Source organism: Kitasatospora sp. MMS16-BH015, from assembly GCF_002943525.1.
GTDB lineage: Bacteria > Actinomycetota > Actinomycetes > Streptomycetales > Streptomycetaceae > Kitasatospora.
Genome location: NZ_CP025394.1, coordinates 2,143,068 through 2,165,808, shown reverse-complemented (window position 1 = coordinate 2,165,808; position 22,741 = coordinate 2,143,068). Strand labels below are relative to the sequence as shown.

Genomic DNA, 22,741 nt, shown 5'->3' with positions numbered 1-22,741 from the left:
CATGGCTCAAGAACTTCCCGAACCCCTTCAGTGGGTCCTGCTGCTGCTCGCGGGCTGCCGTTGGCCGGAGGCCGACGAGGACCAGCTGCGTGAGATGGCCGACCACTGGCGCAAGACCGCCGACGGCATCGAGCACGCCGGCCAGTTGGCCGACACGACGATGAAGAACGCCCTGGAGGGCCAGCGCGGCGGTGGCGCGGAGGCGGCGGCTGCGGCCTGGGCCGACTACACGACCGGCAAGGGCACCGAGGAGGACCCGGGCCTCATCCCCGGCATGGTGCAGGCCTGCCGCGGCATGGGCGACATGCTGGAGAGCATGGCCAACTCGGCCGAGACGGCGAAGATCACCATCGTGGCCCAGCTCGGCATCATGGCCGTGGAGATCGCCACCGCCGAGGCGGCGGCGGTCGAGACGCTCGGCGCGTCGATGGCGACCATTCCGGAGATCATCGCGGCGGGGCGGGCGGCCGTGATGGCGGCCCTCAAGACGCTGCTGAAGGACGCGCTGAAGTTCGCGCTCAGGATGGCCATCCAGATGGGTGCCATCAACCTGCTGGCGCAGGGCATCGAGGTGGCCGAGGGGCACCGCAAGAGCATCGACATGAAGGAGCTCGGGCAGGCGGTGGAGGGCGGTGCCATCTCGGGCGCGGCCGGCCACCTGCTCGGCAAGGGCCTCGGCGTGCTGGGCAACTCGGCGCTGGGCAAGGGTGCCATGGGCACGCTCGGCGGCCGGATAGCCCACGGCGCGGCGACCGGTGTCGGTACCGACGTGGTCACCCAGCTGGCGATGACCGGCAAGGTCGACCCCAACAGCCTGCTCGGCTCCGGCCTCTCCGGCGGCGCGGGGGTCGGGATCCACGCGGGTGCCCAGGGCATCCGCGACCACTTCAACGGCCCGCCGAAGTTCGGCCCCGAGGGTGGCGTTCCCGGGGGCGGCGCTCACGAGGCCGGTGCCCATGAGGGCGGCACTCCGGAGATCGGCGACCCGGTCCCGTCCGGTGAGGGCGGCCGTCAGGACGGCCCGCCGCCGTCCACCTCGGAGATCGGCGACCCCGTCCCCTCGGGCGAGGGTGGCCGTCAGGACGGCCCGCCGCCGTCCTCCGGGAGCGGTGGCGACAACAGCACGTACCACGGCCCCGGCAACTCCCCGCCTTCCTCCTCCCCGCACGAGAGCACCGGCAAGATCGCCCCGTTCGGCTCCGACCGCCCGTCCGGTTCGGGTTCGGAGCACTCCGCCGAGCAGCCGCCGAAGGCGTCGGAGGAGTCGGGTGGTGAGGAGGCTCCGCTCAAGTACCAGTACCTGAACGTCGGTGACGGCACCCACCCGGACGAGGTCCGGGCTGCCGGCGGCCGGTTCGAGGAGCACGTCGTGCCGGACGACCCGGAGCCGGTCGCGCACGAGCCGGTCGTCCAGGAGCACCAGGCTCCGCCGGCCGAGGAGCAGTCGAGGCCGCACGAGGACGACCCGATCGACGAGAGCCAGCTCCAGTACCTCGACGTCAGCGGGCCCGACCACTCCAACGAGCCCACTCCGCACGTCGAGGAGCCTGCACCGGCCGCCGAGCACGAGAGCGACGCTCCGCCGTCACACGAGACCCGGGACAACCAGGACTCGCCGCCGCCCTCGTACGAGCAGACGACCCACCACGACCCCGTCCCCGAGTACACCTCGACGGCCGAGGACGGCCACCAGACCATCTCCCACGACGAGTTCGACCAGCAGCCGCACACGGGCGAGGACGCTCCTCCGGCGTACGAGCCTGCGGGGGAGAAGTCCGGCCACGACGCGCCGCCCGCGTACGAGCCTGCGCCCGAGAAGTCCGGTCATGACGCTCCTCCGGCGTACGAGCCTGCCGGGGAGAAGACGGGCCATGACGCTCCTCCGGCGTACGAGCCTGCGAGCGAGAAGTCCGGGCACGACGCGCCCCCGGCCTATGAGCCCGTAGCCGAGAAGTCGAACCACGAGGCGCCGCCCGCCTACCAGGAGACCGCGTCCGGGGGCGGCAACTCGGCGTCCGGGGCCCACGCTGCGCCGAACCTGAACATCCCCGGCGGCGCCCACCTGAGCGGCTCCGCGCCGACCACCCACATCGACGGCGGTACCAAGAGCTCTTCCGCTCCGCCGCGCCAGAGCGCCGCCTCGGGCGACACCCTCCTCGCCAACCCCGACGGTGCGCAGCCCCACGACGGTGATGCGCCTGCCAATTCCGGCCAGCAGACAGCTGTCCCGCCGATGGCGCCTGGCGGCGGCTTCACCTCGGGCCCCGTCCACTCCGCTGGCTCCCGTCCCGGTGGACCGGACCGCCCGCCGACCGCCGGATCCTCCGGTGGGCCGACCGGCCGACCGCCGCGCGAGACGTCAGCCGGGCCCGGGGGCTCCGGGCTCAGGTTCGGTCCGGCCCGGCCGCGAGTGGAAGAGCCCGGTACTGGCGCTCCTGCCGACAAGCCGAAGCCCGTAAACGAGAACACCGAGGTCCGTCCTCCGGTCAACGAGCACCAGAACCCTAAGCCCGGCGAGTCGGACCGTCCGAACACCACTGAGGGCGGCCGCCCCCGCGAGGGCGGTACCACGGACCACATTGAGGGCGAGCCCGAGGCAACCACCTCGCACACCCCGGACGACATAACTCCGCACGAGGAGCAGACGAACCACAACCCCCATGAGGAGGACCCGGTCGGCCAGCCGGAGCCCCATGAGGAGCCCTTCCGGCCGGCCATCGAGGACCGCCCGTTGGGCGAGGAGGGCGGACTCGAGAAGCCCTCTGTCGAGGACGAGGAGCGGGTGAAGCTGGCCGTTCCGAAGAACCCGGACGGCACTGCCCAGCGTCACCCGGACCCCTGGGAGGGCGACTGGCATACCGTCATCAACGGCGACAAGCGGCTCAACCCGCTTGACCAGCTCAAGCCCGGCCGCAACAACAACTGCGTCGATGCGACCCTGGCCCTGCTCGACACCTTCGACGGCCACCCCACCCCCGCCGCCGCCCGCACCCCGGAGTTCGATGAGCATGGCAACCCTTCCGACCTCGGTGAGCTCGGCGGTCGTGACCGCATCGAGCGCAACCTCGGCGCCAAGTTCTCCGATCTCGGCGACGGACCGGACGCCTTCAATCGTCTGGAGGACACCCTCCGGGGTAGCGGTCACGGCTCGAAGGCCGCCATCATGACCATCGACGAAAACGGCCGCTCTCACACCTGGGTCGCCGTAAACCACAATGACCGGATCACCTACCTCGACGGTCAGACCGGCGGACGCGAGGACAAGCCCCTCCGCAACGGCGACAGCGGCGCCGTATTCGCCATCCCCCTCGACCCGAACCGCAAGCCCGTCACCCCCGCCCCCCACAGCGACCCCAACCACGACCCCGCCACCGAACGCCGGGCTCCTGAACGGCCGGGAAATAGCGATGACGTAACGCTCGCAGATGGACAGGAACCGGCTGGCAGTCCTGATGCCAGTTCCATAGAGACACCCGAACTCAGGGCGCATGAGCGGCCGTTCGACGACCTTAACGCTCATGTCGACAAGCAGACTGAATTGCATGCGAAACAGTCTGAGCCATACAAGATCACCGAGGATTTCTTCTTCTATCACGGTGGCACAAAGGAAGACTTGACGAAATACGTCGAGTCCAGCGGTTCCGGCAGTCAGATTGTGATCCCTCGCAGGCAGGGGAATGCAACCAATGAATGGCAGGGTCTTTATGTGACCGAGAGCCATAAGGGGGCGGCGGGGTACATGAAGGTGAAGGAATCCGTCATCGATACGGCTGTCGCTGCCGCCAAGAATCACGCCAAAATCGCCGAGCAAGCTATGCATGATGCTGCCGAGCAGTTCAAAAATAATCCTGACGACTATGAGGCTTCGATGAGGAAGGAAGAGACCGAAAAGGCTGCCAACCTCGCTAGTAGTGCCGTCGATATGGCTCCGATAAAGTGCATGAAGGAAGCGGGGGATGCTTTCTCTAGAGTGAGGATATCCATCAGGCCCGAGAAGGTTGGGGGCTTGGAAATACATCCCTACTCCTCCGAGGTGGCCCCCGAGGGTGAGGAGCCCAAGAGGCAGCCGTCGAAATTCCATGTCGTCGCGCCGAATGAGGAGGCGGTGAGTGGGATGCTTGCGGAAAAGATCCGAAATAATAATCCTGGTATGCTAAATTCGGGAGATGGTCTGATCGCTGACCTTGCGGCGGAGAACATTGTGATCCGCCACCAGCTCGCTGGTGGCTCGAAGAACTTCGAGTTCATCATTCCCTGGAGCAAGGTCACGGAAAACTTCCACATTATTACGGATCCCGATGTCCCGGTATACGACTCCTCGACGATGAAGTATGACGAACGGCAAGATATAAGGGACTCGGAGGCCCGAAGCGCTGCTTCTCGGCCCGAGCTGACCGAGGATCAGAAAGCGCAAAGGGATGCCAGGGAGCAGCGTGAGCAAGAGGAGCAGGAAAGGCGAGACAGAGATACCGCAGAGCGGATAAGGAAGTTCGAAGAGCGCATGAAGGCCAAGGAGCAAGAGGAGGATGTCGCCCGGAAGGCCAAGGAAGAAGAAGAGGAAGCCGACCGGAAAGCCAAGGAAGAAGAAGAGGAAGCTGGCGAGGGGAGTGAGACGGACGGGGAAGTCGTGGACGACGGCAAGCCCTTTGATCCCTTCGACTGGATGTGAGCCTGGAGCGCGGCTACTTTCGCTCCAGGGGCGGCAGGCGATTCAGCTGACCAGTGGTCCCTGCCGTCATCCCGGCAGGCACAAGAGATTGATGCGCACCGGGCACGAACCAGCCGTGCCCGCGCCGTCGTGGCCTGGGCAAGGCCACCTGCTTTGTGGCGGAGCGGACATCTAGCTCGAGATCAACCCGTCATGCGCCCCGCGCTGGCCACCGGATTTTCCCGCCTTCTACGAACCAGTCCTCACCCTTCCGACCACCCGAACGTGCTCATCAGGAACGACCTAGGAGTTTTTGTGATCAGCCAGGAACAAGCTCTCAACACAGCCGATAGCTGGCTGAACGCGGTCGGTGATGGTAGGCGTCGTGAGGTGCGGCATCGGGAGTTCGAGCTGGGGTGGGTGGTGTGGGCGGCGCCTGCGCCGTTGGAGCGGGATCCGGTGACGGGGATGCGGCGGCCGCCGGCTCAGGTGGGGCAGGCGTGTGGGGTGGTGGACCGGCGTAGTGGTGAGCTCACGGTGTGGCCTTCGGTGCCGGCGGATGAGGTGATCGAGGCGTACCGGTTGCACGTGCGGCCGGTCACCGGGCCCGGGAACACGCTGGTTGCCACGTATGTCGAGCAGGCGGGTGGGGAGGAGCGGCGGGTCGAACTCGCCGCCGGGCCTGGTCTGGTGCCGGTGGAGCACCGGTTGGTGGCTGAACTGGCGCGGCTCGGGGTGCCCGCGGAGGCCGTCCGGACGATCCACACCGCGCTGCGGCCGGCCACCCTGCCCGGTGGTTATGCGGCGGAGTTGCTCGAACGGCGCTTCTCCGGTGCCGAGATCACCTTCGACCACTCCTACGGCATCACGGCGGAGGAGCGCGGCGACGGTGTGGCCGCTCTCGTCGAGCAGGTGCAGCGCGAGGTGCGCCCCGCACCGCCATACCCGAACCGCGTGACGGCGCCGGCGTCCGGCGCCGTCACGCCGGCCGAGTCCGTCCGGGATGTGGAGTTGGGGCGGCGTCTGACGGCGGCGTTCGAGTCGGTGGTCCGGTACGACGCGGACGACCTGGCGGCCAGCGCGCTGCCGGACGCCTCTCGTGCCACTCTCACCTGGGCCGGCCAGCCCGCCGAGGTGCCGCTGTTCTTCACGGCGGACCAGCTCGAACTGCCCCCGGTCGGTGGGCTGTTCGCCGACCTGCGCACCCACCTGCGCGGTCAGGCCGACACCATCGCGCCCGAGACGATGGAGCGCCTGGCCGACTTCACCCGGATCGGTACGGACGGGTTCTGCGTCATCGCGGTCCGCTGCGCGGGTGAGGGGGCGGGTTCGGTCTGGGCCGTTCATCCTCGGACGGTGAGCGGACGGTTCGTCAACGGCTCGCTGTCGACGTTCCTGCGCAGTCTCGTGCTGCTGGCCGATGCCCGCGCCGCGCTGGTCGGCCTCGACCAGGTGGAGGCGGGGGCGGTCGTCGCCGGCTTCCAGGCTGCATTGGTGGAGACGGATCCGGAGGTCTTCCGGGACGACAGCACGTGGTGGTCCGTGGTGATCGAGCAGTTGTGGCACGGCCTGTTCTGACCAGTGCCAAGTGAGTGAACGACGGCCGGGCGGCGCGCTGAGTGCGCGGGGCCCGGCCGTTCGGTTCAGCTGAGTTCGGAGGCGGATCACCCGGTAGTCGGGGTGGTCCGCCTCCGGCATGTCCGGGGAGGGAGGAGTGAGAAGCGTCACTGAGGCTGGGGCGGCGGTGGCTGGGTGGTGACGGTTCATCGGTGCCAACCGGATCGTGGGCGGTGTGGGGTTCGGGTGGGTTTGGTGGTGGTCGGCGGGGGGCGAGGTGGCGGCTTGCCGGGCGGGAATTGGGGTGGGGTGGCCGGTTGCTGGGGGTGGGTGACGGGATTCGGTCGTGGTGGAACCGTGGGGCGACTGTTCATCGTCAAGGGGGGCGGTGGCAGGGTGCCGGTCGTGGTGGGCGGGCGATACTGACCGGTACTCGAGCGGGGGTACCCTGCTCAGCTAAGTGGACTGGACCGCGTGACCGGCGGGTGGTCAGGGGCGGTGTGTTCGCGCTGCTCTGACCGGGTGTCGGCGAGGTGGGACGGTTCGTGGGGTTTTCGGGTGGGCCCGGGTGCGGGAGTCTGTGGGGGCGGGGGCCCTTGGGCGGCTCGGTCTACGCGGGTTGACCCGGTGGCAAGTGGATGGTGATCGGCGGGGGCCAGCGTGGGGCCCCGTCGAGGGGTGATCCGTGGCGGGGAGTCGCGGGCCGGGTGAGGGGAGTGGTCGTGGCCGGAGATTCGTTCCACATCGACCTGGACGAGGTCGAGTCGGCAGCCAAGCAGATCCGCAGCATGCTGGACGATCTGGAGGACCCGACCAACCATCTGGAGGCGGTGATCAAGCAGATCAAGGCCTCGGTCTACGGCACCGATCTGCTCGGCAAGACCCTCACGGGTGGTTCTTCTTCGGTCGGCGGGGTCGCCGACCACCAGGAGCAGGCGCTGGCCGGCATCCGGACATACCTCACCAACTCGGCCCAGATGGCGGCGAACCTGCTCCAGATGGTGGAGAGCCACCGGGCGACCGACGGTCAGAACTCGGACGAGCTGCACGGGTTGATCAAGGACGGCGGCTCGGGCAGCAAGCCCGTACCGCCGCCGGCACCGATCTCGGCGCCCGCGCCCGGCCCGCAGGACCCCGGCTACGTGGCACCGCCCCCGCCGAAGTTGGACTACAACCACCCGAACCCCCTGCTGAACCGGCCCGGTGTCGGTGGCGGCGGCTCGCACCGCGAAATCTGAACCGGCTCCTGGCTCCCAGCAGAAAGTGACGCTTCATCATGATTGAGCTGCCGGCCGACCTCGCCGAGGTGCTCAAGACCGTTCAGAGCAACGAGAACGGCAAGGACATCACCTTCCCCAACGGCAACGAGGACCTGCTCGCGGACCTCGCCGCCGCCTGGGACGGCTGGAACAAGGTCGCCGAGACCCGGATCCAGACCATCATCGACGCGGCCAAGCGCGCGATGGCGAACATGTCCGGCCCGGCGGCCGAGCAGTTCGAGTCGTACCTGCAGAAGTACGCCGGCCGTGACGACTCGCACGCCGCCACCACCCTGATCGCCGGTCAGGCGATGGCCGCCAACCTGCACGGTTCGGTGAAGGCGGTGACCGACACCAAGACCGAGATGATCAGGGAGCTGCAGTACGCGAAGGAGTACATCCAGCAGCACCCGGCCGGCAAGCACGACGACATCGCCAAGTCCGAGGGCGTCAAGACCGCCGCGCAGACGTACCACACGTACATCAACCAGGTCGGCACCGGTGTGGACAGCATGCTGCGCGCCAGCGCCGGGCACCTCGAGTCGATGGACGGGGCGGGCAAGGGCTGTGCCCTCGGCGGCGGGGGCGGGGCGGGCGGTTCGGGCAGTCCGAGCGGGCCGTACCCGCCGCGGACCGGGATCGACGGAGTGACGATGCCGACCGGGCCCGGCGTGCTACCGGGGCTCGGGGGGCCGGGAGCACTCACCGGGTTGGACGGAATGCCGCTGGGGGCCCCGGGGCCCGGGATGCCGGGGGCGCTGACCGGGCCGGACGGCAAGCCGCTGGGGGCCCCGGGCAGCCTTGGTGGACCGGGCGGTCCGGGAGGGATGCCTGACCTGGGCGGTTTCGGCGGCGGTGGCGTGCCCGGTGGCTCCGGTGGTTCGGGGTCGAACGGCGGTGGTGGCTCCGGTGGCGGCGGTGGTAGCGAGCCGTTCCGGATGCCCAAAATCAACGCGCCGACCATGCCCTCGTTCAGCCCGCCGGGCAGCAGCTTCAAGGGCTTCGACGGTGCCCCCGGCAGCGGACTCCCCGGCGGCGGCGGCCCCGGTGGTGCCGGTCCGGGTGACATGCCGAAGTTCGACATGCCGAAGATCCAGCCGTTCACCCCGCCGCCCTACAACCCGCCGTCCTTCGGTGCCCCCTGCCTCGGGCCGGACGGCAAGCCGGTCTTCGACCCCGGTGGGCTGCCCGAGCCGAAGCTCAACCTGAACGGGCTCGACCCGCTTTCTCCGCTGGCTCCGAGCAACACCGGGGGCAGCACCAGCAGCGGCGGGCCGATCGGCCTCGCTCCGTTCGGCACCGGCCACTCCGGTGGCGGCCCGTTCGGCGGGGGTGGTTCGGCTCCGCTCAGCCTCGGCACCGGCAACCTCGGCAGCGCCGTGGGCAGCGCGCTCGCGGGCGGGGCGGGCAGCCTCGGCGGTGGTGGCGGCCTCGGCGGGTCCGGGCTGTCCGGTGCCGGCGCCGGTGCCGGTGGCGCGCTGAGTGCGGCCGGTGCGGCCGGTTCCAAGCTCGGCGGGGCCGTGGGCGCGGCCGGCGCCCGGGTCGGCACGGCGATCGGCGGGGTCGGTGGAGCCGGCAGCGCGGCCGGGGTCGCCGGGCGGCCCGGTGCGGCCGGGATGCACGCGCCGGGCGGGATGGGTGCGGCCGGTCGCGGCGGCAAGAAGGACGCCAAGGGCGGGAACCGCTTCGTGCGGCCGACCCGCTTCGGGTGCGAGGAGGAGGACGAGGAGGAACTGCTGGCCACCGACTCCGGTGTGGTCGGCCTGGCCTCCGAGGCCACGCCCAAGGACCAGCAGTGGCGCCGGATGCGGCAGGCCTGGCTGGACGAGGCCCGCGGCTCCCAGCCCGCCGCCCACGTGCCGGAGGAGCAGCCGGTGGCCGCCACCGGCGCCGACAGCCCGCTGGTGGCCCAGCTGGCCGGGGCGATCTTCGGGGCGACGGACGGCGAGTCCGGGAACGGAACCGAATCGGAGTCCGGTTCGGGTTCGGGCTCCGGTGGGGGCGACAAGCCGGAGGGGACGGCGTTCAACTCGGCCTCGGGGTCGACCTCGGGGGGTGAACCGGAGTCCGGTTCGAGTTCCGGGGCGGGTTCGGGGACGGCGGACTCGGGCGGGGACGACGCGTACCTCGATCGGGCGCGATCGGTGGCGGCCCGGCGTGGGCGGTCCGAGGAGGGCGGCGGTGCCGCGGCCTCCGGCGGTTCGGGCTCGGACTCGGGTTCTGGTTCGGGCGCCGGTGGGGCGGCAGGCGGTGCCGCAGCACCGGCCGGTCGGCCCGCCCCGCTCCGCGAGGAGGAGGGCTTCCAGGTGCCCAGCCCGTTCCTGCGGGCGGCCCTGGCCCGGCTCGCCGCCAACGGCGGCGGGTGACGCGCGGGGGCGGCCTGACCACCCGCAGGCCGCCCCCGCCACCCCGCTCAGCCCCCGCTGTACCTGACCCTCCGGATCGAACGAGGACTCCCCCATGGACGACAACCAGAACGCGGAACTCCGCGCCACCGAAGGCATCCCGGCGCACGAACGCCTGATGAGCCGTGATGCCGAGTACATCCCGGCGGAGCCGGTCATGCGGGCCGAGCCGGAGTACGTCCAGGCCGAGCCGGTGCAGATGATGCCGCGCGAGGGGTTCGTGACGCAGGCCGAGCCGTTGGAGCAGCTGCGGCCGATGGAGCGTGGGATCCCGGCTGAGCGGTTGGAGCCGTTGCAGCCGATGGAGCGCGGGATCCCGGCGGAGCCGCTGGAGCAGCTGCGGCCGATGGAGCGCGGGGTGCCGGCGGAGCGGTTGGAGCCGTTGCAGCCGTTCGAGCAGGCGCGGATGGGGACGGTCGAGGGGGAGCCGCTCGCCGGTGAACGGTTGCAGCCGCGGATCGGGACGGTGGCTCGGGAGCCCTTGCAGCCCGAGCAGGCGGTGATGGACCGCCTCGCGCCGACCGAAGCGTCCCCGGCGATGATGGACCGCCTCGCGCCGACCGAGGCGACCCCGGCGATGATGGACCGCTTGGCGCCGACCGAGGCGACCCCGGCGATGATGGACCGCTTGGCGCCGACCGAGGCGACCCCGGCCATGATGGACCGGCTGGCGCCGACCGAGGCGGAGCTGACCCGGACCACGCCCCGTCTGCAGGACCGGACGCCGCTGTCGCAGACCATCGCCCGGACGCCGCAGAGCAGTGGGTCGAGCAGCGGTGGGGGTGGGGGCGGGGCCGGACAGGGGTTCCAGGTCAACGTCGACCAGTACCGGGCGGCCGTCAACCCGGTCATGGCCGCGATGGAGCAGGTCTCGCAGCTGAGCACCAGCCTGAGTGCGTACCTCAGCGGGGCCGAGGGCACCGCGCCCTGGGGCAACGACGAGTCGGGCAAGAAGTTCGCCGAGGGCGAGAAGGGCTACCTGAAGTACAGCAAGGACAGCCAGGACGGGCTGAAGAGCCTGGTCACCGGCCTGAAGAACGTCGCCGACGGGCTGAAGCAGATGGCCGACAACTACCAGAACTCCGAGGACTCGACCACCAACACGTTCAGCGGCCAGGACGGTGGCGGGCAGGTCGGCGCGACGCCGCCGCCCTCGACCTCCGTGCCGCTCCCGACCATGCCGTACAACCTGCGCCCCACGACCGGAAAGTACTGACCCGCCATGGCTACCGAACTTCCCGAGCCCCTCCAGTGGGTCCTGCTGCTGCTCGCCGGTTGCCGTTGGCCGGAGGCCGACGAGGGCGAGCTGCGCGACATGGCCGAGCGTTGGCGCAGCGCCGGCAAGGAGTTGGAGCAGGCTTCGCAGGCCGCCGACACGGCGGTGAAGAACGCGCTGGACGGTCAGCAGGGCCAGGCCGCCGAGGGTCTGACGGCCTACTGGGCGAAGTACACCACCGGTGACCAGGCGTACCTGCCCGGCACCGTCAAGGCCTGCGAGGGCATGGGCGACATGCTGGAGAGCATGGCCAACTCCGCGGAGACGGCCAAGATCCAGATCATCGCCCAGCTCGGCATCCTGGCCTTCGAGATCGCCACGGCCGAGGCGGAGGCCCCGTTCACGGCCGGTGCCTCGCTACTGGAGATCCCCGCGGCCATCGCGATCGGGCGGACGGCCGTGCAGGCCATCCTGAAGACGCTGCTCAAGGAGGCCCTGGAGCACGCGATCAAGATGGGCGTCCAGATGGGTGCCATCAACCTGATGGCGCAGGGCATCGAGGTGGCCGAGGGCCACCGCAAGAGCATCGACATGAAGGAGCTCGGCCAGAGCGCTCTCGGCGGCGCGGTCTCCGGCGCGATCGGCAACCAGCTCGGCAAGGAGCTCGGCGGCATCGGCGGCAAGGTGCTGCCCAAGGGCGCGATGGAGTCGCTGCCGGGCAAGATGGTGCACGGCGCCGCGACCGGTGTCGGGACTGACGCCCTGACCCAGCTGGCCACCACCGGCACCGTCGACCCCAACAGCCTGCTCGGCTCGGGCCTCTCGGGCGGCGCCGGGGTCGGCCTGCACGCCGGGGCGAACGCGGCCCGTGAGCACTTCAACGGCCCGCCGAAGTTCGCGCCCCCGCACGGCATCGGCGACTCCGCCGCTCCGGCGGGAGAGGGCGGCGCGCACCCGTCCGGTACGGGCATCAGCGGGATCGGCGACCCGCTTCCCTCGGGTTCCGGCGGTCGTCAGGACGGCCCGCCGTCGAGCACCGGCACGGGCGACAACAGCACGTACCACGGGCCTGAGGGTTCCTCCGGCGCGGGTGAGGGTTCGGCACGGCCGAGCCTGGCGCCGTTCGGGTCGGACCGGCCGTCCGGCTCGGTCGGTGGCGAGGGCATCGGCCGTCCGTCCGGTAGCTCCGGTAGCTCCGGTAGCGGGGAGAGCTCCGGGCGGCCGGCGGCCGGTGAGCCCACCCCGCACCTGGACGAGACCGCGCCGCCGACCGGTCAGCAGCCCCGTCCGGTGGCGGAGAGCCCGGTCGCGGAGCACCCGGTGGCCGAGAGTCCCCGGGTGGAGCCGCAGATCGGCGAGGGCACGACCCCGCGCATCCCGGCCGAGACGCCGGTGACGGCGCGGGTCGGCGAGGATGCCGCGCCGCACGTCACCGCCGAGACCCCGGTGACCGACCGGGTGGGGACGCAGGAGCAGCCCCGGACGGAGTCCGGGGAGCACGTCCAGGAGCCGACGGCCGGGCCGCGTCCGGTCGAGAGCGTGCGGCCGCAGGAGCCCGAGGGCGGGCCCACGCCGAACACCGGCCCCGCGCACGAGGTGCCGGCCGACGCGCCGTTCCGGGGCGAGACGCAGCCGCGGACGCCGGAGGAGCCGGTGCGGTCGGTCCCGGCGGAGCCGGTGCGGGAGACCCCGATCGGGGCTTCGCTGCCTGACGGGACCTCGCATTCGGTGCCGCCGATGCGGGAGACGCCGGTCGAGCCCGCGCTGCACGAGGTGCCCTCGCACCCGGTGGAGTCGGTGCCGCCGATGCGGGAGACCCCGGTGGAGCCGACGCTGCACGAGGCGACCCCGCGCCCGGTGGACCTGCACGAGGTGCGCTCGGAGCCGATCACGGCCCAGCCCCTGCGGGAGACCCCGGTGGAGCCGACGCTGCACGAGGCGGCCCCGCGCCCGGTGGACCTGCACGAGGTGCGCTCGGAGCCGATCACGGCCCAGCCCCTGCGGGAGACCCCGGTGGAGCCGACGCTGCACGAGGCGGCCCCGCGCCCGGTGGACCTGCACGAGGTGCGCTCGGAGCCGATCACGGCCCAGCCCGCGCACGAGACGCCCATCGGAGCCTCGCTGCCCGACGGGACCTCCCACTCGGTGCCGCCGATGCGGGAGACGCCGGTCGAGCCGACCGTGCATGACGTGCCGTCACGCCCGGCGGAGCCGGCGCCGCACGAGGTGTCCCGTGAGGTGCCGTCGGTGCCCGTGGCCGGGGAGCCGGTGCGGGTGGCGGCCGGAGAGGCGCAGCCGCACGAGATGGGCGGGGCTTCGGGGGCCGTGTACGAGCCGGCCTCGCACGACTCCGGCACGTCCGGCGGTGCGGCCTCGCACGCCACGCCGAACCTGAACATCCCCGGTGGGGCGCCGCACCTGAACGTCGGCAGCGGCACCACCCACATCGACGGCGGTACCCGGGTCTCCTCGGCCCCGCCGCGCGCCGCGGGCGCACCGGATTCGGTGCCCACCCCGGATCACACCGTGCCGAACGGCGCCGAGCCGCAGGCTCCCGCGCCTGCGGCGATGGCGGTGCCGCCGCAGTTCGGGCCGGTGCACGGCTCCGGCGGCGGCGTCGGGGTCAGCAGCAACCGGCCGGGCGCCCGCCCCGAGGGCGGCGGGCCGCGTCCGGAGAGCTCGGTGCCGCCGCAGCGCACCGCCGGGCCGCGCCCGGAGACCCACACCGAGCCGGGCACCGGCAGCGGTGGCAGCAGCAACCGGTTCCGGACCCAGGAGCAGCGCCAGCGCCAGCTGGAGCAGGAGCAGCGCCGGCACGAGTTCGCCACCCGCGAGCACACCACGCCGGACCGGCCGGTGGAGCCGAGGCGCGACCTGCCTGGGATGGGACGGGAGGAGCGGCTGCACACCATCGGCAACCTCAAGCCGGAGGAGCGGCGCACGCTCGCCGCGGACAAGGAGTTCGTGGCCGAGCTGCGCCGCAGCTCCACCCCGGAGGAGTTCGCCGAGTCGGCCGCGCACCTGCTGGTCGAGGTCGACCCGCGCGCCGTCCAGAGTGGCGCGGCGCGGCACGAGGCCCAGCAGCAGTTGGCCCGGATGCTGCGTGACCCCGAGGTGGCCGAGCGGCTGCTGACCAACGGGGTCGAGGTGGTGGTCGTGCCCAAGCACGTCCGGATGACCGACACCGAGGCCTTCGAGCAGTACCAGGGCCGGACCGCCGGCGGCGAGGCCGGCGGGGGCCGGAGCGTGGACGACTTCCGGGGCGCGACCGCCAACAAGAAGGTGGCGATCACCGAGGAGAACCTGCTCGGTGAGAAGACCAGCATCGGCGACGACCCCAACCACGTCGACGGCTACTCGACCACGACGCACGAACTCGCCCACGCCATCCAGAAGTACGGGCTCTCGGAGCAGCAGAAGCAGGGCGTCCTCGACGCCTTCAACCAGAAGAAGACCTCGCTGGACGCCGACCCCGAGCACCCGGCCCAGTGGCCGGACGGCACCCGCCCGCACACCGAGGGCGGCGGTCGGCAGGAGAACTACAGCTCCACGGACCACGAGGAGTACTTCGCCCAGGCCACCAACGCCTACCTGTCGACCAACCACGGCACCGACCCGCTGACCGGCCAGGACCGCAACAACGGCGCGCACTGGACGGGCGAGCACGAGCAGGCGTTGCGGCCGCTGCTGGAGCAGCTGTACGGCAAGGACCCGCAGGCGGTGTACACGGGTGGCCGGGCCAACCCGGTCGACCACATCGAGGCGGTCTCCGGCCTCGGCGAGTTCTTCCGCCAGGCGGAAGGCGGCACGCCCGAGACCCCGACCCCGCACCAGGACACCCCGCACACCGAGACCCCGCAGCCGCACGCGGAGACTCCGCACACCGAGTCCCCGGCCCCGCACGGCGACGACCTCTCGCCCGCCCCTGCGGTCGCGAGCACGAGCACGAGCGCCGCTCCGGCCACCGGTGAGTACTCGCACAAGATCGACGGCAAGAAGGCCGCCGACTCGATCGAGAAGTTCCTCGGCGACTCGGCCAAGTCCAAGGACGAGTTCGCGAAGCTCCGGCCCGAGATCGAGAAGTACGACCGGGCCGATCTGGAGGACGGCGACACCGCCGCGATGCTGGGTAGCTACCGCCAGCAGAAGCGCCAGCACGTCGACGTGCTCTCCCGGAACGAGAAGGAGCTCGCCGACCGGGCCGCAGGGCTCAGGGACGAGTCCGGCAGGCTGGAGTCCGACCTCGGCAAGCCCGGGATCACCCCGGAGGAGCGGCTGGCGCTCCAGACCCGCAAGGAGCAGGTCGATTCCACGCTGGGCCGCATCCAGGGCCAGCAGGACCGGATGGCGATCTTCGAGCACGAGTACCTCAAGCAGACCAAGCCGACCAGCCCCGAGCTGCCGGCCCTGCAGCGGGCCCGCCAGGAGGCGGAGGTCCGCGTGCTGCCGGACGCCATCGCCCACATCAAGGCCCAGGAGGCCCGGGTCGCGGAGCTCCGGACGACGGCCGACGACCGGGTGAAGGCCGCCTCCAAGGACCAGGCCAAGGTCTTCCAGTCGCACGCCGACGACCTCAAGCTCCGGGCCGAGGAGTTGAAGACGGCCCGTGAGCAGCGGGAGAAGGACCTGGCGGCGGCGGAGCAGGCGCTGAAGTCGCCGCCGCCCGCCAAGCCCGCCGGCCCGCGCGAGGGCGGGGTGCCGGAGCCGACCGGGAAGACCTCCGCGCAGGACTGGAAGAAGCTCAACGACAGCTACCGCAAGGCGTTCGGCTACTCCGAGCACGGGGTGATGTCGGAGCAGCCGCACGCCGAGAAGCTCGTGCTCCGCAGCGACAAGAAGCCCGAGTTGGCGGCGGCCCGGATCAACCGCAACCACGTGATCGCCGACTACATGGTGCACAAGTACGTGACGGCGGCCGTGCTGAAGGCCCGGTCGCTCGACCCGGAGGCCCACCGGGCCGCGTCCGAGGCGTTCGGCGACTTCGTCACCGACATGGCGCCCGACCGGCACCGGATCTACGACAGGCTCGGCTCGGAGGCGGAGAAGCGCCTCGCGGCGGGCGGCCATGAGGAGGCGGAGCTGGTCCGCCGCGACCTCGCGGCCGACAAGGACACCGTCGACCTGGGCGCCACCTACGGCCCGGCGGTGGGCAAGGCCTTCGACCCGGCCGGGGTCGGTGACCACAAGAGCGCGGTGGAGACCCGGGCGGAGCTGGAGCGCCAGCTCGGCCGGTCCGGCCTGGACACCGTGGCCAAGCCGGAGTTGGCGGAGCTGGCGAAGGCGGTGGACGGGGTGCACCCCACCGCGCCCCGGCCGGAGCAGATCGCGGCGGTGCACGAGGCACTGGGGAAGGTGCAGCAGAAGGTCAAGAAGCAGGCGGTCGAGGACCTGGCCCTGGTCAACGGGGTCACCGGCCCGAAGCTGCTGGACGACGCGGCGGCGACGCTGACGGCGGGCGGCGGCACCGCCGGCCTGCGGACCCCGGCCGCCCGGGAGCGGCTGGCCGGCCAACTGGACAGCCTGGCGGGCCGGTACGAGAAGGCCGGCGCGCAGGGGAAGCCGCTGCGCGACCTCGCCGCCGATCTGCGCAGCGGGCAGCCCAAGGCCACCCCGGACCAGCTCAGGCAGCTTGGCGAGCAGCTGCCGGGTGACCGCGCCAAGCTGCGCGAGGCGGAGGTCAAGCAGCGGCTGGCCGAGGTGGCCAAGCCGACCGGCGCCGACCGCAAGGTGGAGGCCGCCGCCAACGACCTGGACAAGGCGAAGAAGGTCGAGACCAAGCGGCAGAAGGAGCTGAACGAGGGCCCGAAGGCCGTCACGGACGCCGAGAAGGCGTACGACGCGGCCAAGCAGAAGGCGGAGGCCTCGGCCCAGGCCGCCAAGACCGACCAGACGAAGAAGGCGGAGGCCGCCGCCGACGCCAAGGCGCGGACGAAGGCGGGCGAGAAGCTGACCGCCGCCCGGAAGAAGCTGGAGGAGGCCCCGGCGAAGCTGGCCGAGGCCAAGCGGGACGTGGCCGCCGCCGAGGTGGTGCGCAAGCGGGTGGAGGAGGTCCACCAGGAGCAGATCAAGGCCGGCAAGGACGACAAGAGCGCCGCCCGGGTGGCCTGGGCCGTGGCCGACCACGAGCTGGTCGGCCGGCAGTACGGTGGCGCCTACGCCCGGGCCGGTGCCGGGGAGAACCACCCGGCCGGCATGTTCGAGCACGCGCTGACCGCCAAGGTCGAGGACGTCCCCGCGCTGATCGAGGACATCACGGCCAAGCTGTCCAACAGCGAGTCGAACCTGCGGTTCGGCGACGAGACCGTCAACAAGTGGGTGCAGAACTTCCTGGACCCGCACCTGGTCCGCGACCCCGAGGTGGTCAACGCCGTCGCCCACGGTCAGCTGCCGGGCGAGGCGCTCTACTCCTCGCACACCGCCGACCTGCTCACGGCCGTGCACAGCCTGGAGGCCAACGGCCTGGTGCCGAAGGACCTGCGGGAGATCATGGCGCCCAAGACCCAGGGCGACCTGACGAACGTGCTCTCCTCGGCGGACAAGGACCCGAGCCCCAGCGCCCGGAACATCGGCGACGAGCTGCACGTCGAGGACGACAGGACCCCGGCGCTGCCGGTCTCCTCCTCCGGCGAGTTCGCCAACCGCCCCGCCGGCATGCCCGGGCCGCTCCCGGCCGGCCACGAGGCACTGCCCAAGCCGATCCGGGACGTCCGGACCGACGCCGTGCCCAAGCGCGACCGCACCGACATGGACTCCGACGGCGACGTGCAGATGGCCTCGCCGCCGCCGTCCGCGGAGCCGCCGGTCAAGAGGCGCCAGCCCGGTTCGCAGGACATGGAGATCGACGACCTCTCCCCGGCCCCGTCGGCCTCCCGCAGCCGGGGCTTCGGCACGGTGACCCCCCACGAGGAGCAGGCTCCGCACGAGCAGCAGACCTCGCACCAGCAGCAGACCCCGCACGAGCAGCAGGAGCAGCCGGCGCACGACCACGACCAGCAGCAGCACGACCAGCAGCACGACGACCCGATGCAGCACGGCGACGAGGAGCACGCACCGGCGCCCGAGATCCTGCTCCCGCCGGAGGGCACGGTCGAGCGGATGATGGTCGAGGATCCGGTCGACCTGCTGATGAACCAGCACGTCCCGGTCTCGGCCGACTTCACCAGCGGCGCGATGCAGCGCATGCCCGGACTGGCCAAGCACCAGGCCAACGCCTTCGTGGCGGCGGTGGACAACAGCGGGCAGCACTGGTTCGCGCTGGTGCCCGACCGGCAGAACATCGTGCCCGGCAAGAACGGCTTCGTGCTGACCCCGGCCTGGGAGAAGTACGTCGAGCACGACCAGAACTTCCCCCGGCCGCCGGCCGGCGTCGAGCTGCCCCCGGTGCAGCCCGACCACCACTACGTCACGGGCTCGTACGTGCCGTACAAGTACGGCGCGCCGGACCCGCGCGTCGAGGGCTCGATCGGCAAGGTCACCGTCCCGCTGCACCCGGACCCGTCGAGGCCGGGGGAGGGACTGGTGATGACCGGCGGCATGAACGGCTGTGCCTACGCCATCACCGACGTGACCCCGCACGACTTCACCGTCTGGCACTTCCAGAGTTACTCGGCCAGCTCGCACCTGCAGCACACCACTGAGTTCCAGACCACCCGGCCGGTCAGTGACTGGTTCGGCGTGGACGAGTACATGACGCACGGTCAGCCCGACCTCTACCGGGTGACCAACATCCTCAAGCACGGCCCGGACGGCTGGGAGGTGGTCAGCCACGAGGTGGTCGAGCAGCCCGGCAACCACCACCCCGCGCGGGTGAACCGACGGCCGCTGAACCTGGACCCGCCGACCGAGGCGGACCGGGTGCGGATGTCCAGCGGGACCTACGGCGTCACCGCCCGCGAGCAGCTGCAGTTCTTCGACCGCCAGGCGCAGGAGCTGGTCAAGAACCTGAACACCGACCACCCCGCCTTCCCGATGCTGCGCGACGAGCTGACCGGGCTGCGCGACCGACTGGCCGGCCAGGTGGACCGGGTGACGGAGCTCCAGCAGCCCGGCCGCACGCTCCAGGACGTCCGGGCCACGGCGGACCGCTTGGCCGCCGAGGCGCCCGGGCACCAGCAGGCGGTGGAGGGCAGCAAGGCGTTCATCGAGGGCACCATGCGGACGATCATGGGTGAGCCCATGGGACGCGACAACAAGCCGTTCTCGGAGCAGGGGAAGATCGACAACCTGGCCGTCCTGTTCGACCCCAGCCGGGGCGGCCACTGGATCGACCGGATGCGGGCCGACAGCGAGAAGCAGATCGCGGCTCAGCAGCGGGTGGACGCGGGCCAGGGTTTCGGCTCGGTGTCCGGGCTGCCGCATGACGACCTGTCCCCCGCACCGCCGGCCGCCGCCCGGCACACCCCCGCCTCCGGGCCCGCCGAGCACGCGCCTGTCGAGCACCCGCCCACCGAGCACGTGCCGGGGGAGCGGAGCGAACGCAAGCGTTCCCGGGACGAGGAGGAGGACGAGAACGGGTACGGGGACAGGTACGCGGACCACGGGGAGCCGGCCGAGAAGCGGCGCCGCACGCCCGCGTACGAGAACACCTCGGCCGTCATGCAGGACCGCGGCTACCAGTCCTTCGGCAAGGACCACCCGCTCACCCGGGAGTTGGAGGGCTACCTCGGGGAGCCGGGCCGCCTGCACCCGCCGATGAGCAACTCGCTGCTCCAGAAGGTGAACCCGCACGCCGCTCCGGTGCACCCGGGCGAGCGGTTCCGGCCGGGCTCGGACCTGAACGCCTGCCTGGAGAACGTGGAGGCGTACCGGGACACCCACTTCGGGCGGGCCCGGGTGTCCGGGCAGACGCTGCACGGCACGGTGGAGGAGATCCCGGGCAACACGCTCTGGAAGCGGCACGACGGCCCGGCGCTGTTCGGCGAGGGGCCGGACGCCGTGCGGCAGCTGATGGACAAGGTGCGGGCCGGGGGCCCGGGCACCTTCGCCACCGTGCTGGGGACGGGCGCGAAGGGTGACGGTCACGCGGTCGCCCTGGTGCACGACCGGGACGGCACGCTGCGCTGGGCCGATCTGACGGACCGCCGGGTCAGCACGGCCGACCCGACGGCGATGCCCGCGCACTTCGGCGAGGACTGGACGGTCTGGGCCTCGGTCGCCGACCCGCAGGAGCACAACATCTCCGGGCCGCACGACCCCGAGTTCATGGACCGCTACAGCAGCTTCCGGCGACCCGCCGACGACGGCCCGGCACACCCGGACCAGGACGGCTTCGGCACCGCGCACACCAACCCGGAGGGCCACTCGGCGGCGAGCACCTTCCCGCGGCAGGCGCAGCCGCCCAAGCCCGAGAAGTCCTGGGCCGCGTACCTGCCGACCGACGCCAGGGCCGAGCGGGACGCGGAGAAGGGCGCGCGCCGGCAGGCCAACGAAGCCCACGGGCGGGCGGTGGAGTCGCTGGAAGGCTGGATGAAGTTCCACGCCGACCAGCACCGGGGTGTGCAGGGCGCCGACGGGGTCTGGCGCCTTGGCCCCGACCCGGCCCACCCCGAGGTCAGCTACGACCCGGGCACCGGCCGGTTCACCTCGCGGCTCGACCCCACCACGCTGAACGACCGCTACGCCGGCGTGGTCAGCGCGGCCCGGGACGTGACCCGGCACGGCCTGCGCAGCCAGGGCGACACCAGCATGGTGGCGCACGACGGGCTCAAGCCGGGTGACTTCCTGGCGGAGTACGGCCGCGCCAACCCGGAGACCCGGGACTACTGGGCGAGCCAGGACACCCGGGTGCAGGAGATCGACCGGTTCGCGGACGAGCTCGCGGCCGAGAACCGGCCGTTGCTCGACCCGGCGGCGGTCGAGGCGCTGCTGCCGGAGGACCAGGAAGCCCACCAGCAGGCCGGCAACGTGCTGGCGCAGCACGACGGGTTCGTCCTCGGCGAGACCCACAGCGACCCGCAGACCTGGTCCTTCCTGACCGGGCAGATGGGGCAGCTGCGGGATTCCGGCGTGCGCACGCTGTACCTGGAGCACTTCCGGGACGACGCGCTGCAGGCCGACGTGACCGCCTTCATGGGCGGTGCCGAGCCGTCGCCCCAGCTGACCCAGGCGCTGACCCGGTACAACGACCGGTGGCACGTCGGGAACGACGCGATCCTGAACACGCTCACGGCGGCCCGTGAGCACGGGGTGGACGTCCAGCTGATCGACGGCTTCCCCGCCCGGAAGCCGGACGGTCCGATGCGTGCCCCCGACCAGGTGAACCCGGAGGCGTACGAGCGGGCCAGGCGGATGAACGCCTACGCGGTGGAGGCGATCCGGGAGCGGCAGGCGGAGCTCCCGGACGACGCCAAGTACCTGGTGGTGGTGGGGTCGGCGCACGTCGGCCAGCACGCTGCGCCCTCCGGCCGTCCGGCCGCCCCCGGCATCGCCGAGTCGCTCGGACTGCCCGGGCTCGGCTTCCGCCGCCAGGGTGACGGGAGCAGTCAGGAGCCGGTGGCGGACCCGCTGCGCTTCCGGCAGATCCCGCCACGGCCGACCGCTTAGGCGCTCTCCTTCCCCCCGTCCTCGCCCGCTTCCGTGCCCTCGCCGGTGCGGAGGCGGGGGAGGGCGGCGGGGTGGGTGTCGCGCAGGTACGCGACGAGGTGTTCGCGGACCTCGAAGCGGAGCAGCGCGGCCTCGTCCGGGGTCCGGGCCGTCATGGCGGCCCGGACCACCAGGGTGGACGGGGTGGTGTCGGTGACCTGGAGCGACCACTCCTCGCCGTCCCAGTGCGGGTCGGTCTCCAGGAAGGAGTGCAGGGCGGCGCGCAGCTCGGGCACCGGGGTGGTGTGGTCGAGGTGCAGGACGACCCAGGCGAGCAGGCCCGGGTGGCGGCGGGTCCAGTTCTCGAAGGGCTTGGAGACGAAGTAGGAGACCGGCACGATCAGGCGGCGGTAGTCCCAGAGCCGGATCACCAGGTAGGTGAGGGTGATCTCCTCGACTGTGCCCTGCTGGGTGTCCACCACCACGGTGTCGCCGATCCTGACGGTGTCGCCGAAGGCGATCTGCAGGCCGGCGAAGAAGTTGCCCAGGGCCGACTGGGCGGCGATGCCCGCGACGATGCCGAGGATGCCGGCCGAGGCGAGCAGGCTGGTGCCGATGGTGCGCATCGCGTCGAAGGTCAGCAGCATCACGGCGGCGGTGACCACCGCGATCAGCGCGCTGACCACCCGTCGCAGCACGCTGGTCTGGGTGTGCACCCGCCGGAGCCGGGCCGGGTCCTCGGCCCAGCGGCCCTCGTACCGGCTGAGGAAGGCGACCAGCCCGGCCGCCACCACCCGGACGGTGAGCCAGCCGAGGCCGGCGATCAGCACCAGCAGCACGGCGTGGTGCGTACCGTCGCCCTTCAGGTCGAAGAGCCGCTCGATCGGACGGGTGCCCAGCAGCAGCCCGGCCGCGATCACCACCTGGAGCGGCACCCGGCAGCGCCGCAGCAGCGGCCAGACCCGGTCGGCCGGGCGGCGGGCCGCGACCCGCTGCAGCACCTGGTCGACGCCCCACCCGAGGGCGAGCGTCACCACGAGGATCCCGAGCAGCGTGGCGAGCGGCCGGACCAGCACGTGCACCTCACGAGGTCGAATCCACCGGGGTGGATTCGTACCCTAGCGGGTCGTTTTGT

7 protein-coding genes are annotated in these 22,741 nt (G+C 71.8%); 6 read left to right on the top strand and 1 reads right to left on the bottom strand.

Annotated elements, in window-relative coordinates; all coding sequences use genetic code 11:
- The first annotated feature begins 1 nt into the window (after window position 1).
- The 6 genes from CFP65_RS09275 to CFP65_RS09250 all read left to right on the top strand — a co-directional run bounded on the left by CFP65_RS09275 (window position 2) and on the right by CFP65_RS09250 (window position 21,627).
- On the top strand, window positions 2–4,669 hold the full coding sequence (locus CFP65_RS09275) for a toxin glutamine deamidase domain-containing protein (RefSeq protein WP_104815658.1): 4,668 nt from the start codon (window positions 2–4) through the stop codon (window positions 4,667–4,669).
- Window positions 4,670–5,197: 528 nt separating this feature from the next.
- A complete protein-coding gene (locus tag CFP65_RS09270) occupies window positions 5,198–6,226 on the top strand; it encodes an SUKH-4 family immunity protein (RefSeq protein WP_254552298.1) in 1,029 nt (342 codons plus the stop codon).
- Window positions 6,227–6,927: 701 nt separating this feature from the next.
- Window positions 6,928–7,443, top strand: coding sequence for a WXG100 family type VII secretion target (locus tag CFP65_RS09265; RefSeq protein WP_158702108.1), 516 nt, complete (start codon window positions 6,928–6,930; stop codon window positions 7,441–7,443).
- Window positions 7,444–7,481: 38 nt separating this feature from the next.
- Entirely contained in the window at window positions 7,482–9,830 is a 2,349-nt protein-coding gene (locus CFP65_RS09260) for a hypothetical protein (RefSeq protein WP_104815655.1), read from the top strand.
- Window positions 9,831–9,924: 94 nt separating this feature from the next.
- On the top strand, window positions 9,925–11,085 hold the full coding sequence (locus CFP65_RS38810; protein WP_158702107.1) for a hypothetical protein: 1,161 nt from the start codon (window positions 9,925–9,927) through the stop codon (window positions 11,083–11,085).
- 6 nt (window positions 11,086–11,091) lie between these two features.
- Window positions 11,092–21,627 (top strand): toxin glutamine deamidase domain-containing protein, encoded by a 10,536-nt coding sequence (locus CFP65_RS09250; RefSeq protein ID WP_104815654.1) that lies wholly within the window; start codon window positions 11,092–11,094, stop codon window positions 21,625–21,627.
- Here the strand turns inward: CFP65_RS09250 and CFP65_RS09245 are convergent.
- The gene (locus tag CFP65_RS09245; protein WP_104815653.1) at window positions 21,624–22,688 is read right to left on the bottom strand and encodes a mechanosensitive ion channel family protein; all 1,065 of its coding nucleotides are present in this window, start codon (window positions 22,686–22,688) and stop codon (window positions 21,624–21,626) included. The two genes, CFP65_RS09250 and CFP65_RS09245, sit on opposite strands and share 4 nt — an antisense overlap.
- Between the last annotated feature and the right edge of the window lie 53 nt (window positions 22,689–22,741).

Coding starts and splice junctions, on each gene's coding strand:
- CFP65_RS09275 (WP_104815658.1), top strand. CDS start 2: ATGGCTCAAGAACTTCCCGAACCCCTTCAGTGGGTCCTGCTGCTGCTC.
- CFP65_RS09250 (WP_104815654.1), top strand. CDS start 11,092: ATGGCTACCGAACTTCCCGAGCCCCTCCAGTGGGTCCTGCTGCTGCTC.
- CFP65_RS09260 (WP_104815655.1), top strand. CDS start 7,482: ATGATTGAGCTGCCGGCCGACCTCGCCGAGGTGCTCAAGACCGTTCAG.
- CFP65_RS38810 (WP_158702107.1), top strand. CDS start 9,925: ATGGACGACAACCAGAACGCGGAACTCCGCGCCACCGAAGGCATCCCG.